The organism is Desulfomarina sp., assembly GCF_054039375.1.
Genome location: NZ_JBPLBA010000111.1, coordinates 30296 through 46584 on the forward strand (window position 1 = coordinate 30296; position 16289 = coordinate 46584).

The window sequence follows — 16289 nt, forward strand, 5'->3', positions numbered from 1 at the left end:
TATTCTCCCTTGTGTTATCTGAAGTTTTGGTGATCCACAAAATTGTATAGAAGGTGTTTATAATGAAGGATCATTCGTTCAATGGCCCGATCCCAGCTGCCGAACTTTCTGGCATAATTGTGTCCTCGTTCTGCCCACGGCTTGAGATCAGTGTCGCAGGTGTGTTTGATTTTTTTCAGGAAATCCTGTCGATCTCCACCCCTGTAGATGAATGGAGAGTTGAGATGTTTCAACCGCAGTCCTGTTTCTCCCCGGTCCGGACCGACTACCGTGAGTCCGGCGGCCATGGCTTCCAGTACCGAAAAACCAAATGTTTCATACTGGCCGGTTGCAAGAAATATCTGATGCCTGTTGAAAAGATTCGCCAGTTTTCTCCTTGAGGAAACAAAACCCGCAAAATGATACCGGGGATGGTTGATTGCGGCAAACTCTTTTTCATATTGTCCTCTGCCTGCCACAGTAATGGAGATATTCTCATTCTGGAGAAGTTCAGGGATACTGCTGAGAAGGATATCAATGCTTTTCTCACCATCCAGTCGTGCGGCATAGAGCAGGGTTCTTTTTTTCTGGTCCTGGTTGAATTTTCTCTTGTAATAAGTGTCAAGCATCAGCGGGTCACTGCCGAATGGCGCGTACCTGACTCGCTGAATTCCATGTTTTTTTAATTTATCAGTCAGCAGGAGCGAGGGAACCAGGGTCGTGTCAAATTTTTTCTGCATGGCAAGAAACAGTTTTTTCCCGGTTTCGGCAATGGTCTTTCCTGCGGGAATTTTTCGCTCAGCAAGCCATGGACTGAGGTAGGTGTCCGGTGAGTCGGAATGGAAAAAAGAGGCTCGGATCATCCTCTTCGGGAAGGGCGAGACAAGGGTGAATAATTCGGTCAGGTAGGAGTCCCCCGACTCAATAACGTCCGGCATTGTTCGGTATATGAGCTGAAATACCCGAAAATAATCGAGTAGAAACCTGTAACCTTCCGGGTCGGAAGTGATGGCTTTGCCACGAAGCTGGATAAGACGAACATTCTGCCCGACTCTCTGTTCCTGTCGTTTGGGGCCGGGATAGACGAGGATGTAGGAATCAGCCGGATTGGCCAGGAAATAGTCGATTTTTGCCTGGTGATAGGTCCGAATGCCACCTCCTCGGGGGCCGTAAAATGTATTGATATCCAGAAAAATCATCTAACTACCCGCAGGGTTAATGACTCTGTTTTCTGTTTCTGCTTTTTTCAAGGAGCCATGGGAACAGTACCAGGGATGTTATCCAGATACATGCCAGTCCCAGGGAAGCGAGGAGACCGATGGAACGCAGGCCGGGATGACTCGCAAAAACCATACCTGAATAGCCGGTGATGGTGGTTAGGGTACACACCGAAAGAGGTGTGAACAGTTCACGCTGGCAGGTGGTTGTATCACCTTTCAGCTCTTTCCAGCGCCGGTAATAATGAACTCCGGAATCAACACCCATACCTATGAGGGCAGGGAAGATAACGACATTGAAAAAATTGAGTTTGAAATTCGTCAATGCCATGATGCCGGTCGTCATGATCAGTCCGGTTACCAGGGGAAGTGAAATGAAAAGGCTTTCTTTCAACGAGCGGACCGAAAGAAAAATCAGCAGGAAAACCCCGGCAAATGAAAAGATGAGTGTCCATGGACCCTCGCCGATAACAGTCCAGAGGATTTCCGCGAACACAGGCATTTCTCCCACCGGTCCCTGGATCATGTCCGGCAATTTCAAATTATACATTTCCCTGGTAAAGGCCATGGCGTTTTTACCGTTTCCCCTTGAAACATTGGGATAGATCCCGGCCAGATAAAAGAGTTTGCCATCCTCGTTCTTCGCAGTCAATGAATTGAGAAGGTTTTCAGGCAGCATGTTGAGATCGGGGCCTTTTTCCGGCAATTGCCAGCCCCTGATGTCCAGCGCCCAGTTCTTGATGAGGGGATCTTTTATCTTTTTAATCCACCCCCCCTGGAGTTCCTCCTGTATCTGTCTGATGAGAGTGGCTCTCCGTAGTCTGTCTTCCAGGGTGGGAGCAAAGGTGCGAACCGAGGTCACTTTCTGAAAAAGGGACTGTTTCCGTTTCATGCTGGCGTTGACAGCCTGCAGGAGCAGGTCCATATCGGTGATATCTGGAGCAAGGTAGAGTGCACCGGGAGACATGTAGCGTGTCTTATAGACCTCCTTGTTTCGCTCATTGAATATTCTGTCCTGGACGATCTGTGGTTTAAGGTCGTTGAAATCATAGTTGAATTTCAGGTTTTTAGCGGAAAGGTACAGGCAGAGAGGGACAAGGAGGGTCGTGACTACTGCTGTTTTGGCAAAGAGTTTTTTCTTTTGGTTTTTCGGTGACGAAAGTGGTTTAACAAGCCCGAACCTGTGGGCGACCAGCATTGTCGGCGGCATAACGGTGACCATGGACAGGAGCATGATGAGGATTGTACCTCCACCGATAAGGCCGAATTCTGAAAATCCGCGGAAATCAGAAGCAGTAAGGACCAGGAGGGCCAGGCCGGTGGTCAGCCCAGAGGCCACCACGGAAACACCGGTCGATTTATATGTAAGGATAAGCGCCTGTTCCGGCGAATGCATACGCAGTTCCTGCTGGAACCGTTTTACGAGATGAATGGAGTAGTCTATGCCCATACCGAACAGGACAATCAAGAGAAAGGAGGTGATGATATTCAGATCACCAAGAACAGGAGGGACCAGGGCAAAGGCCCAGAGCAGTCCTGCTCCGAGAGGGTAGAGAAGAACCGGCAGTATGGAAATGGAGCGGAAACTGAGGATAAGAATCAGCACAACCGCGACCATTGTAATGGTACCAGAACGTTTGAGATCTGAGAGAATTACATCATATTCCTTGAGGTTGTTGATCTGGGAACCGCCGACTCCCGACCATAAGCCTGTTGTGGCGGTGATTTCCCGGCTGATGGTTTCCAGCTTTACAAGCAGGGTATGGAGATTGGCAATATTGGAGAAACCTGCCTTTGGCCGGATGAAAATGCCGATGATTTTTCCGTCTGGACTTTCATGGTAGCGAGTCAGTTTGGAATACCGGTCGAAGAGACGCCTGATTTCATCCTCATCTCTATCGTTAACTGCCGTAACACCATCTCCTTCTTCTGCAAGAAGATTCGTGGTGAACGGATTCAGTTCAGCCTTGATGGAAAGGGTGTAATCAAATATTTTTTCAAGATAATTTGTTGAAATAAGCAGGTAGCGAAAATGGTCAATAAAATTTTTGGGGTAGGTATAGGTCACGCTGCCGACTGTATCGATCCGGCCAACTCTTTCTGCTGTGTTCTCTACTGTTTCTAAAAGTTTTTTGCGGTTGTCAGCCCTGATGAGGATGGTGAAAAATCCGCCGTCGGAAACAGTTTTTTCCAGTTTTTTTGTCCACATGGCCGCAGGACTTGAATCCGGGAGCAGACGGATGACATCTGTATTGAGAGCAAGCCTGGAAATCCCGTAAAATGATGGCAGTGTCGGCAGAAAAGTAACGGCAAGCCAGATAAACGGGTGTCGGCGGACAGAACGCGCCCAGGCGCTGAGAAGATTTTGCAGCTTCATACGCAGTTTTAGAGTGCCTCATGGTCTCCTGAATCTGGAGTCGTTTCACATTGATACGGTTTGTTTTATATATATTGCCTAAAGGCATCTTGAAAATTGCCTTTTTGTCCGCTTTCTCCGTTACAGGAAAATGAAATATACTCACATATGCTGCACGTTTCATTTTTCTGCCAGAACAGGGCTTGAGTAAAACAAAATCGACCAGCTCGACACTGATTCAGGGTATGGAAATTTTGGTTGAGCTACTACTACTCAGAAGGGGAGAAAAAATCAATGTCTCAAATTATAACCAAATCTATCTATGAAACCCGGATTGTCATTAGAGAGCCAGATAAAACAGGTTCAGCTCCTGTCCGGAATTGTAAGGAGAGAAATTCAAGGCATTGTTAAGAACTTTTCCAATGACTCAGAAAAAATTATCTGTATAATGATTTTTCTGATTACCCATGAAACTCAGCCGGATTGGGAATGTGCCTGATTTATCAGGCTGGGCTGCGGTCAAAAATCACTGGATATCTCAATTGATAAGAAGTTCAAATAAATAATTGCCCACCAAGCTCATTTTATAACCAGTATGATGTGATTTTTGAAATACACCTGATAAAACAGGCACATTCCCAGACTCATAATTTTCAGGCTGAGTTTCGTACGTAATCAGAATAATTTCTTTCAAATTATTCAGTTCGGGCAGGTTGGTGTAGCCTTTATTTATTATTTCAGGTAATGATTAATCTGATTTTTACATTTTCAGAAGTGCAGGGTTAAGTTTTATTGTTTTCTGGTTACCCGTGAAACTCATCTGAAGTAATTGGTCGCAGCAGTAGTAACTTTGTGATTTTATTAGCTTTGATTGTAATTGTTTACAGGTTACGCAGATTTTTACAGGTTCTTTTGTTCGCTATAGCCTACCTGTGCGGGCAAAAGGGACCGTGAAAAGCTGGGGTGCCTGTGGGCAATTATAATCTGAAGTCGTCAGCGGATGAACCGAATTGGGGCGAGTCATTTTTGAAATACGCTTGATAGAACAGGCATATTTCCAGGTTCATAAGTTTCAGGCGGAGTCTTGTGCGTAATCAGGCATTTGTTTTGTAGCCAAGGGGGATAATGGCTGAGTTACCGGATTCAACCATCTTTAAGGGGGAATGTGTCTGCAGTGAACAGGAGTGTTACAGCGTCACTTGGTATTTGTCTGGGGGCTTCGACGATTTCAGTTGTCGAAATTGCCGAGCGGGACGAAAAAAGGAAGATTGTCAGCAGAACTGGAAAGCCCCATCTCGGTGATGTGCGTGGTACGTTGCGGGAGCTACTGGCCGGAGTCAGTTCTCTGGAAAAAAAAAGAATCTGTGTCACAGGGAGGCAGTTAAGGCATTCTGTCAGGTTCAGTTCCATTTCAGAGCCCGAAGCTGTTGAGCTCGCTGTCAGGCATATTCTACCGTCCGGTCATCCTTTCAGGGTGATCATCAGTGGAGGTGGAGAGACTTTCATGGTCTACTACCTTGATGATTCCGGCTGCATCCAGAACATCAGAACGGGTAATAAATGCGCTTCTGGTACGGGAGAATTTTTTCAGCAGCAGTTGCGGAGAATGGATATCAGTTTGGAAAGTGTTTCGTCCATGGATATTCCGGAAAACCCGTTCAAAGTGTCGGGCCGCTGCTCTGTCTTCTGTAAAAGTGACTGTACCCATGCCCTCAACAAGGGAATTCCGAAAGAATCAGTTGTGGCCGGTCTGACATTGATGATGGCCGACAAGCTGGAGGAACTCTTTAAGGAGTTACCGGTCCGCCATGTATGCCTGGTTGGTGGATGCAGCAAAAACAAGGGGCTTGTCCACTATTTGGAAAGTCGTGTTGATGAGCTGCTCGTTCCTGAGGATGCGTCATTTTTCGAAGCACTGGGGGCAGCCTGCTGGGCGCTGGAACATGAGACCCTGCCATTTCCGGGGGGCGAAAAAATTTTCACTGCCAATCTTTCCCGTTTTTCCTGTCACAGGCCGTTGAAGGATTTCAATCATCGTGTTCATTTCAAAACCAGACCCCATGGCAGGGCCCAGTCCGGTGACAGTACGATTCTCGGTCTTGACGTGGGGTCAACAACCACCAAAGGTGTGATTTTTCGCTGTTCGGACAGAAAGATACTCGCATCGTCTTACCAGCGGACAAACGGTGATCCGATCCGCGCCTCAAGAAATGTTTACAGGGCCCTGGCTGCGGAGTTGAAGGTGGCAGTCAGCATAGAAGGACTTGGAATTACCGGGTCGGGAAGACAGATTGCCGGGTTGCATGGATCTGCTACGGCTGTTATCAACGAAATTACAGCCCACGCGACTGCCGCGGCATTTTTTGATCCCGAAGTGGATACGATCCTGGAAATAGGTGGGCAGGACGCCAAATATACCTATCTGACAAATGGTGTGCCGAATGATTACGCCATGAATGAGGCCTGCAGTGCCGGAACCGGTTCTTTTCTGGAAGAGTCGGCAAAGGAGAGTCTCGGGCTCGATGTCAGAGAGATTGGAGATGTTGCCTGTCGCGCGGAAAATCCACCAAATTTTAATGACCAGTGTGCCGCTTTTATCGGTTCCGATATTAAAAATGCGGTCCAGCAGAATATCAGTATGGAGGATATCGTCGCCGGACTGGTTTACTCGGTCTGCATGAATTACATCAACAGGGTGAAAGGGAATCGCCCGGTGGGCAGGAAAGTTTTTGTTCAGGGTGGTGTCTGCTATAATCGTGCTGTCCCTGCCGCCATGGCGTCCCTCACCGGCAGGGAGATTGTTGTGCCTCCTGACCCTGGATTGATGGGGGCTTTCGGGGTTGCTCTGGAGGTTGAGAAGCGGATAGAACAGGGGTTGCTCGAAAAGGGCAGTTTTGATCTTGAGTATCTGGCGGATCTTTCGGTTCGATATGGAAAAAGTTTTACCTGCGGGGGGGGCAGGGAAAAATGTGATCGGAAATGTGAAATTGCTCTGATCAAGGTCGGAGCACAGACATACCCTTTCGGAGGAATCTGCAATCGGTACGATAACCTGGCAATCGGCAGGAAGGAAGATGTTTCAGTCTTTGATCTGGTCGCCCGGCGTCAGGAACTGGTATTCGGTGGAGAAAACGAAGAGAATGGAAATCGACCGAAGGTGCGGATGAACAGATCTTTCCTGGTGAACACCTATTTCCCTTTTTACAGGACATATTTTGATCGTCTGGGATTTGATCTGGTTCTGCCCGGACGAGTGGATCCTGCGGGGATTGCCAGAAAAAAATCATCATTTTGTTATCCGGTTGAAATTGCGCATGGCTTTGTGAAAGAGATGCTGGAACTTGAAGCGGAGTACACCTTTCTGCCTCACCTCAAGGGTATCCCGTCCGGGGAAAGCGATACCTCGTGCACCTGTGTCTTCGTCCAGGGTGAACCATATTATTTGAAATCCACCTTCACAGAGCTGGATTCGCCCCGCACCCTCAGTCCGGTGATTGATTTTTCCGAAAGCCTCGGTAGTAATCGGAAAAAATTTGTGGAAATAGCCAGACGGTTGGGATGTTCCGGCAGAGAAGGCAGACGGGCATTTGATGCAGCCTGCAATGCTCAGCAGCAGAACCGGATAGCCATGAAGGTCATGGGGGAGCAGTTTCTGGCGGAACTGGAGAAGAATCCTGAAGATATCGCGGTAGTTCTTTTCGGCAGGCCCTACAACAGCTTTGTACCGGAGGCAAACAAAGGAATTACTTTGAAATTTGCCTCAAGAAATGTGCGGATTATTCCCTTTGACATGCTCCCTTACGATGAAGGAGGGCTGGGAGAAGGAAGCAATATGTACTGGGCCATGGGAAACATGCTGATGAAGTGTGCCCGTTTTGTGCGCTCCCATCCCCAGCTTTTCGGCACCTATATCACCAATTTCTCATGCGGACCGGATTCCTTTGTTGTCACCTATTTTCGCGACATCATGGCTCAGAAACCGAGCCTTACTCTGGAACTTGACAGCCACACCGCCGATGCGGGAATAGAGACCAGAATTGAGGCCTTCCTGGATATTGTCGCCTCCTATCGTGTGCTGCAGCAGAGACCGAAAAAGATCAGGAAACAAAAGGGTTTTACTCCTGCCGCAATGGAATTTCACGGAGGTATGGCCTGTATGCGCAGGTCGAGCGGGGAGCTGGTCCCCCTGACCGACGGGAGGATTCGGGTGGTTCTGCCCGCCATGAGCAGGTTTGGCACACCCCTTATTGCCGCTGTTTTTTCCAGGGCCGGTATCCGGGCCATGGCTCTGGAACCGGCAGATGAAGAGGTGTTGAAACTCGGACGTGGAAATTCAAGCTGTAAGGAGTGCCTGCCCCTGCAGACAACTGTCGGCTCGATTCTCAATTATCTTGAACACGACCGGCCGGATGGGGAATTGACTGTCTATTTCATGCCCAGTGCACCGGGACCATGTCGTTTCGGCCAATATAATGTTTATACAAAACGGGTTATCAGTCAGCATGAGTTTGAAGATATCGCTGTATTTTCACCCACTTCAAAAAACTGTTACGGTGGTCTCGGGACCGACTTTTCCCTTGCCGCCTGGCGGGGGGTGGTCATTGGTGATCTTTTCGATGAGATGTGGGCAACCCTGTTGACCGCAGCTGTCAACAGGGAAGAGGCGCTGGATGTTCTTGACGGTATTTTTTCGACGATAAAAAACAGTATTGCCGGTGAGTGGCGGGAACTGGCCCGGCAACTTAAACAGGCGGCTCTGGAACTTTCAGAAATTGAACTTGTTCAGCCATACGAAACTATTCCCAAGATTTCTCTGGTGGGAGAAATTTATGTCCGCCATGATCCCATATCGCTGCAGCAGCTTGTAGAAAAACTGGCATCCCGCGGGTTCATTGTTCGGACCGCTCAGAACAGTGAGTGGTTTAAGTATCTGGACTGGTTGATAAAAAATGGTATTCTGGGCGAACGTTCTCTCTCATTCTGGTTTGGCTGTCTAGCCAAAGAAAAGGCTGATGCAAAAATCAGAAGACTGCTGGCTCCCAGTGGGCTTTTTCATAACGGTGATATGCGGGTAAACCATGTGGTCAAAGCAGGAGAGAAGTATATTTCATCTCAGTTACGGGGAGAGGTCATTCTTACTGTCGGTTCCGCGTTCCATGATATGCTTAATCCCGCCTGCGGTATCATATCCATAGGACCTTTCGGTTGTATGCCGGTTCGTGTAGCAGAGGCCATTTTGAATGAGAAATTCAAGGTGGGTGAGAAGAGAAAGCAATTGAACGGCCGCGCATCTCTGCAACTACCCGCTGATGATGAACGTAAATTTCCCTTTCTTGCCATTGAAACTGATGGCAACCCTTTTCCCCAGATTATCGAGGCCCGCCTGGAGGCTTTTTGTCTACAGGCAGAACGGTTACACAGGGAGATGCTGTCAGGGAAATGAGCATATTCATGAAGCTGTAATTACTCACAGGCACCCTTTCCAGTGATCAGGTTCATTTTGCTGTTCCATTTCTGCGGGTTCTCAGTAATTCAACAAAGGCTTCCAGCCTGGTGGTAATGTGGGTGTCTCCTATCGAATCATAGGAAATTGACGCGATCGGGATGTTGTTGTGGTTGGCACGTATTTCCGGAAAAAGGGCATCGGAAGTAAGGCCGACCATGCAGTTATGACACATTACACTGAGAATACCGTCCGCACCCATTTTGATAAAGTCCAGGGTTTTACCAAGGTTCTGGGCAAGGTAGCCGTCGGACTGGTTGCTGCAGTAGGTGGATGTGTTACGGAACCAGTCGAGTCCCGAACCGTCAAAACTGATTTCCGGGTTGTTGGGAAAGAGTCTGCGGATACGGGCTGCCTCTCTGAGCTGGACGGTTGACTGGACAGTGCGTTTAAGAGCTGTTCTAAATCTTCTGCTGTAGATATCCTGGATGGGGTCCGTCCAGGCATCATAGAGCTGGCCGTCCAGCATGAAGGGTGGAGCGAGCACCTGGCATCCGAGTTCCTCCAGCCTGTCATACAGTCCCTGGTTGGCCAGGGGGTTGACGCGGGTGTAGATATCGCCGACGATACCGACTTTAAAACGTTTCTCTTTGGAGCTCAGGTCTACGGGCACGGCCTTCATGATGGAAACACCTTTTCTGATATTTTCGTAAACAGAACCCTCCCGCACCCCGGTCCGGATCCAGTCTAAGGCCTGTTTTTTTGCCTCGGTAAGATCAGCTTTCCGGAGTGCGTAAGGGTGAAGGGCTACGCTCCAGCGCCAGAAGTAATCACAGGCGACAATTCCCCGCCACAGTTCCATCAGGTCGGACAGGGACATGACTCTGGGCAGTTCAGAGCCATACGGGTTCCATACGAGCAGCTCATGGGCGTCAAGGTCCGTGAGAACACGGGAAAAGGCGTGAGCATAGTGGGCTAGCAGGCAGGGACCTTTGGCCGAGGTGATAAAGAATCCTTTTCTGTTCTGGGGCAGAGAATTGTCCCGGGCCCATTTCACCAGGTCTCCCAGGATCATCGCATAGGGGCTGCATTCGCCTCCATCGCAATACTGCTCTCCCAGGATACGGGTTTCTTCCGTGGCCGGGGGCATCATGATCACCGACATTTCCGCCCGCTCCAGTGCTCCTGCAAAAGCATAGACATGGTCAGCGAAATAGGGCATGGCAATGGTTCTGCCCTTGAGGCGTTCGGGGTGCCGGAGGGGAATATTCTGTTTTTTTGTCCGGGCGCCTGTTTTCAGGGAATTGCCTGAGAAAATGGCATCGGCGAAAGCTTCCAGACGGGTCTCAAGTCCAGCCTCTCCGCTGTGTCCATCCAGTTCAATCTGCAGGGAAAGACGGTCTCCAAGGACCTGGCGCAGGCTTTTGGCAATGAAAGCGTCCGGCCCGCAGCCGTAATAAGAGAGAAAGAGCGGGTAGGCCCCGGCAACAGCTTTAATAGCTGCCGCTGCGCGTATATGTTCGGTACCTGTCTGCCACTGCATATGACTGAGTTCGGGGGGAACTGTACTGTCAGCCAGAATGGTATCATAAGGTACCGGAGTCAGTCCCAGTCGTTCAAGCCTGCGGCTTATCTGGATATTGAGAACCGGGTCATAGAGTGTATAGGAGCGACCGAACAGAACAACAACCGGTTGTTTCGCTGTTGCGTTGCCGAGAGTTTTCAGGCCGAGCCGGGAGGATTGTTCTTTGATATTCTGCAGTCTGGCTTTTGCTTTTCGAAAAGCCTGGCGGATTTGGCTGCGGGAAAAATTTCCTAGTGGTCTCATAGCCTTGCAGAGGGATTGTATCGCAAGTTTTTCCCGTTCCTGGTTCATGGGGATGGATGGATGGAGCAGGGGAAGTCGGCGTTTGTTCGCCCGGTCCGCAAAAGTTGCCCTGATAACTGAGCCGAGCTGCAGGGAATAGATGCAGTTAATCAGTCTTTCAGCAACAGGATCCTTCAGGCGGGGGTCCTGTTCCATTTCACCAAAAACCGGAACGAAAAGGGCTTTTGCCCCTTTTTGCAGGATCATATCAACGTGGGAGAGAGCGATTTTCACAGGCATGCACTGTTCTGCACGGCTCAGGGTGACGCCATGTTGAACAGAAGATGGTGTGCTTGGTGGAGAAAGCGCGATCTGTAGTCCCAGTTCAGAGAAAAATGTCCTGAGAAAGGGGAGCATGTCCCATGTCTGATGGGCGCGGGGTATTCCAATGGTCTGAGGGCTGAGAGGTGTTTTTTCTTCGTCAAATTCCCAGAGGTGAATTCGTTTGTCCAGCAGGTTGCGGGGGCGGTGAATATCAGCTTCGCTGTCGGACGGTTTGGTATTCTTTTCACTCCAACGACCACAGCCGTCTCCTGTATAAAATTTCAGATTGTCAAATTCCAGTTGCCTGACAGAGCAGCTTCCTCCACACCCGTTGCAGGTGAACAGAAGGTTTTTCCTGAGTTTGAGTGGAATGGTGAGGCTGGAGAGATCATGTTCTTTTCGAAAAAGAGTTGTACGGCCGGCAACCAGGGCGGCTCCAATGGCTCCGCTGAACGGCCCCCATGGTGAAGCTGTGACTTTTTTTCCCGTGAGACGACCAAGTTCATCCGTGATTACGCGGGAACGGGATACACCACCTGCAAATACAATATGGCTGCCTGTTTTCCTGTGTCCCACCACCTTTTCTATATAATTGCGGGCTACGGCATGGAGGAGACCCCTGCTTAATTTTTCCAGGGTGACACCCTGCTGCATTTTGGCCACCAGGTCGGAGTCGATAAAAACAGTACATCGATCCTGCAGATCGACAGCATGTTCCGTCATGGCGGCCATATGGTCCAGCTCTTCGACATTGAGTCCCAGTCTTTTTGATTCTTCAAGAAGAAGTGAACCGGTACCGGCGGAACAGGCAGTGTTCAAGGAAAATTCCTTGATCTGATTGCCTTCGAAACGGACAAATTTGGCATCCTGACCTCCGATTTCAAAAATGGTGTCAACCTTCGGGTCCAGCATGCGCATGGCGGTGGTATGGGCCGTGATCTCGTTTACCGCGATATCAGCTTTGAGTAGTCTGGCTGCCAGTTTTCGACCGGAACCTGTGACACCGACAGTACGGACTCTTCTGTTTACCAATACCGGGCTTTTCCGGAGTTCAGTCAGGGCCCGGGCCAGGGCTTTCAGGGGGTCCCCCCTGGTAAAGGCGTAATATTCATCGAGAATGCTTTTGCTGGAAACTATGGCCCATTTGATACTTACACTGCCCAGATCAAAACCTATGTCCACTGTTTTTCCCGGTTCCACGGAGGATGGACGGGAAGGAGGCCGTATGGTTTTTGGAGCGTCAGTGAAGGAGGCGGCGGGAGCACAGGCTGTTTTTTTTGCCGGGGACAGCATGTTGAGCAGTTCCCGAATTGTTTTTTGTGAACCGTCTGTTTTTTCCTCTCTGGCCCGTAAAGCAGCACCGATGGCCCCCAGTAAACGATGATCGGGCGGCACAATCAACTGGTCTTTCTTCAAATTCAAAACTGTGAGCAGGGCCCGGCACATTCCACGGTTGGCGGCCACACCGCCGGTAAAAAAAAGAGGGGGGTGAATTGTCCTGCCATGTATCAGGGTGCCTATGATATTACGTACAGCACTTTCACAGAGGCCGAGGGCCAGCTCGTCACTGCCTGTTCCAGTCTGCTGATGGTGGATAATATCGGTTTTTGAAAAGACAACACAACGACCGGCCACATGGGCAGCCCTTTTCGCCTTTTGGGCAAGTTCTCCAAGTTCGGCAACAGATATGCCGAGTCGGGCTGCCTGGCCGTCAAAAAAAGTACCTGTACCGGCTGCACAGAGACTGTTCATGGAGTGGTCCAGGACCTCTACTGTTCGGTCTCGACGCTTGAGGGTAATGAATTTGGAATCCTGACCACCGATTTCAAGCAGGGAACATGCCTTATTTTCAGGCAGCAGGGGGGCTGTACCCATGGCGTGGGCGGTTATTTCATTCACGCTGACTGCCTGGAGAGTTTCCGCAAGAATGGTTCGTCCTGATCCGGTGACACATACGCCGGCCAACGAACAGTCTGGATATTTTCTGTCAAGTTCAAGGAGAGCCTTTTCAAGCGCATGGTTTGTCCGGCCCCTGGTGAGAACAACAGTTTCAGCCACGGTTTTGCCGTTGTGGTCTGTTATGACTGCATCCAGACTGATTGAGCCTGCGTCTACTCCAAGGTACATTTTTGTCATTTTCAATATGTCATTTGCGGTTTTAAAATTGTTGTCAGAATTTCCCGATCTGTGTTTCCTGCGGCAGCCTCCGGGGGGGATGTCTGATGTTATCATTTCATCGCGTGTGAGAAAAAACAGTATTTCCAGTTTATAACCGAAATCCTTCGAGATGAAACGGTCAAAATCAACCTGGTGCAGGTCGGGTCGGGTTCGTGTCACTCTTATTTCGGTAGTGGAATCGATGAACCGGGACTACTGTCAGGGGATGCTGAAAGTTTTCTGCGAACTCAACAGGTGTAACTCCTCACAGGGGTAACAACTATCTGATTTTATCATCTTTGAACCGTATTTGGTCGGAGGTGCCAAAGATTTTTCTTATTACCCATGAAATTCAGCCACATCCCCAGGTTCACAAGTACCAGGCTGAGTTTTGTCCGCAATAAAGATTTCTTTATCAAAAAATTACTATTGAAACTCTGATAATATGCTATCCTGTTGTTAATATGAAAAATTGAATCCGTGATGGCTTTGCGATATTTTCGTGTGATAACATCACGCCAGGTGAACATGAAATTCATAAGTTCACCTTGAAAAGATAAATTTTTTCAAGGTGGGAATAATTAGGTCTGTTTACAGAAAAATCAGGCAGTTTTACCAGCGGATGCTTCCGGATTCAGATGAAAATTCTAGTTTTTTTGACGGATGCAGGTTAATTCTTATTGCGGAATAAAGTGGAGTGGCAGATTAAATGCCTTTTGAACTCAGTGTAATACTTACTTTTCTGGTTTCTTTCTTTTCGGCGTTGTTTGTTTTGCCTAATTTATCAATTATTGCCAAAAGAATTGGTCTGGTGGATGTACCCAATGAAAGGAAGATGCACCATGTGCCACAGCCACTTGTCGGTGGTATCGGTATTATAATTTCAGCGACATTCAGTTCCCTGATTTTTGTACCCCTGGGGGGGATGAGAGGGTATTTTTCCGGGCTTGCCCTGCTGCTTCTCGTTGGATTTTTTGATGATTTTCTCGAACTCGGACATCGGAAAAAATTTCTTGCGCAGATTGCAGCAACAAGTCTGCTGATTTATCTCAGCAAGGTGCAACTTCACACTTTTGGTGACCTGCTTGGCCTTGGAGCGATCGTTGTCCCCGCTGTTGCCTGGATTATCTGGACTGTGACTGTTTTCTGTGTTGTGGGGGTAACCAATGCGGTCAATATGATAGACGGGCTTGACGGGCTGGCTGGTGGTTTTGCCTTTATCGCCTTTATTGCATTCGCCGTCCTGGCATCCTTGTCATCAGATAATACCTTGATGCTGCTGAATCTCGCACTCGCCGGTGCTGTTCTGGGTTTTCTGAAATTCAACTGGGCACCTTCTGAACTGTTTATGGGTGATGCGGGCAGTCTTTGTCTGGGTTTCTCCCTGTCATTCATGGCCATCGCCCTTACCCAGGGTGAAATTTCAACTATTTCGCCAATAATTGTCCTGCTCGTGTTAGCCGTTCCGATCGCTGACACCCTTACTGTTATGTTGAAACGGATTTTTGAGCGCAAAAGTCCCTTTAAGCCTGATAAAACTCATTTTCACCATATTCTGGTAAAACATGGCTGCAGTGAAAAGCAGGCTGTAAAAATACTTCTGACTTTGGTAATCATTCTTTCCGGGGTTGGTATTGTAGGCGGCATCCTGAAATTGCCGGAATTTTTCCTTTTCGGAATTTTTCTCATTTATTTCCTCTGTAACTTCCTGGCTGACGGGCTTACAGAAAGAATTGCCGGAATGATAAGAGCCTTCCAGAGAAGGGAAAAACCACAGAACTGCCCGGCGATTGTCCACTCTTTTTTGACAAGACTGAGAGCCAATCGTTTTTTCCGGGGAGCTGTCAGATACGAAGTTGAGATGGCCATAACCTGTTCAAGTTATTTTTCTGAATTTGCCCTAGACGGCACCCTGCTGAATATTTCCAGAACAGGATTTCTTGCTAATATTGACAAACTTGGGTTTGTCTGCAGGGAATGTGTGGTGACAATATCTTTTCCTGGAACGGCGGAAAACCAATTGATTGATATACCCGTGAAGCATTTATGGATGTCCCGCCGAGGTGAAAAACGGTACCATGGTTTTAAATTTCTTGACCTGGAAAAGAATCAGAGCCTTATTTTGCATGGATTTATCGATAATCTGGAAAAAACCGCACCCCGAAACAGGTAATCCGAACTGTTTGGGTCGTTTTTCCGGAAAAATGTTTTTCGAAAAACAGGACAAAAAGATGGCTGAAAGGGATTGACATTTAAAAGAATTGTAAATACACTGAGATGAACGGTGATGGAGGGTGTGTCTGTTTTTGGCTCATTATTTGCATAGATATTTTGTAAAGATTTATCGGCAGCAGAGAGTCGGAAGCGTTGTTCCGATTTATTTTAAAGGAGGGCCAGATGAAGAGAATTTTGATCTCGATAATTTCAACTGTATTGTTCTGTACCGTGGCATTTGCAGAATGGCAGGTTGATTTTGAAGATAATTTTTTTAATAAAGGCATTGATCAGGCGGTTATAGATGCTTTGAAGGAAGGTGCTGAGCCTGATGCAATAGTAGAAAGAGGACTGGCGCTTGAAGGGTTGAATCCTCAGAACCTGGTTGTTGCGCTCTATTGTGCCGGTGTCAAGGGACAGGATGTGAGAGAGGCGGCAATGAATCATGATATTTCAGAAATGATTATTACAGCCGGCTACAAGAAGAGTGTCGCCGAGTGTGGAGATGCCGTGGCTGACAGTCAGGCTTATACACCTGTAACTGCAGGTTTTTCTGGTGGAAAATCAGCGGGAGGAGGAGGGGGATCCTTCGCCAGTCCGTCCACTTTTAATTGATCTTATTCTGGGAAAACGCAACCTGAATCCGGCAGGGCAGAGAAAATGGAAAAGGTCCAGTCACTCAAAAAGTGACTGGGTGAATTTGCCGAAAATATCGTAATGCAGTGAGATATGGCAGAATGATCCTTTTTTGTTTCTGGAGTGCAGGATTCAGGTGCAAATAGGCTGATCAGT

The 16289-nt window shown here is 48.4% G+C and carries 6 protein-coding genes; 3 read left to right on the top strand and 3 right to left on the bottom strand.

The window, feature by feature from the left end:
• Window positions 1-14 precede the first annotated feature (14 nt).
• Together ACXLDX_RS06160 and ACXLDX_RS06165 are read right to left on the bottom strand one after the other, a co-directional pair.
• Window positions 15-1178 (bottom strand): glycosyltransferase, encoded by a 1164-nt coding sequence (locus ACXLDX_RS06160; RefSeq protein WP_457576320.1) that lies wholly within the window; start codon window positions 1176-1178, stop codon window positions 15-17.
• Window positions 1179-1194: 16 nt separating this feature from the next.
• Window positions 1195-3573, bottom strand: coding sequence for an efflux RND transporter permease subunit (locus ACXLDX_RS06165; protein WP_457576321.1), 2379 nt, complete (start codon window positions 3571-3573; stop codon window positions 1195-1197).
• Window positions 3574-4717: 1144 nt separating this feature from the next.
• On the opposite strand from ACXLDX_RS06165, the gene ACXLDX_RS06170 reads away from it, so the two are divergent.
• A complete protein-coding gene (locus ACXLDX_RS06170; protein WP_457576322.1) occupies window positions 4718-8995 on the top strand; it encodes an acyl-CoA dehydratase activase in 4278 nt (1425 codons plus the stop codon).
• A 52-nt stretch (window positions 8996-9047) separates the two neighbouring features.
• Here the strand turns inward: ACXLDX_RS06170 and ACXLDX_RS06175 are convergent, their stop codons facing one another.
• Entirely contained in the window at window positions 9048-13463 is a 4416-nt protein-coding gene (locus ACXLDX_RS06175) for an acyl-CoA dehydratase activase (RefSeq protein WP_457576323.1), read from the bottom strand.
• Window positions 13464-13992: 529 nt separating this feature from the next.
• On the opposite strand from ACXLDX_RS06175, the gene ACXLDX_RS06180 reads away from it, so the two are divergent.
• The gene (locus ACXLDX_RS06180; RefSeq protein WP_457576324.1) at window positions 13993-15456 is read left to right on the top strand and encodes a glycosyltransferase family 4 protein; all 1464 of its coding nucleotides are present in this window, start codon (window positions 13993-13995) and stop codon (window positions 15454-15456) included.
• A gap of 224 nt (window positions 15457-15680) precedes the next feature.
• Window positions 15681-16112 (top strand): hypothetical protein, encoded by a 432-nt coding sequence (locus ACXLDX_RS06185; protein ID WP_457576325.1) that lies wholly within the window; start codon window positions 15681-15683, stop codon window positions 16110-16112.
• Window positions 16113-16289 lie beyond the last annotated feature (177 nt).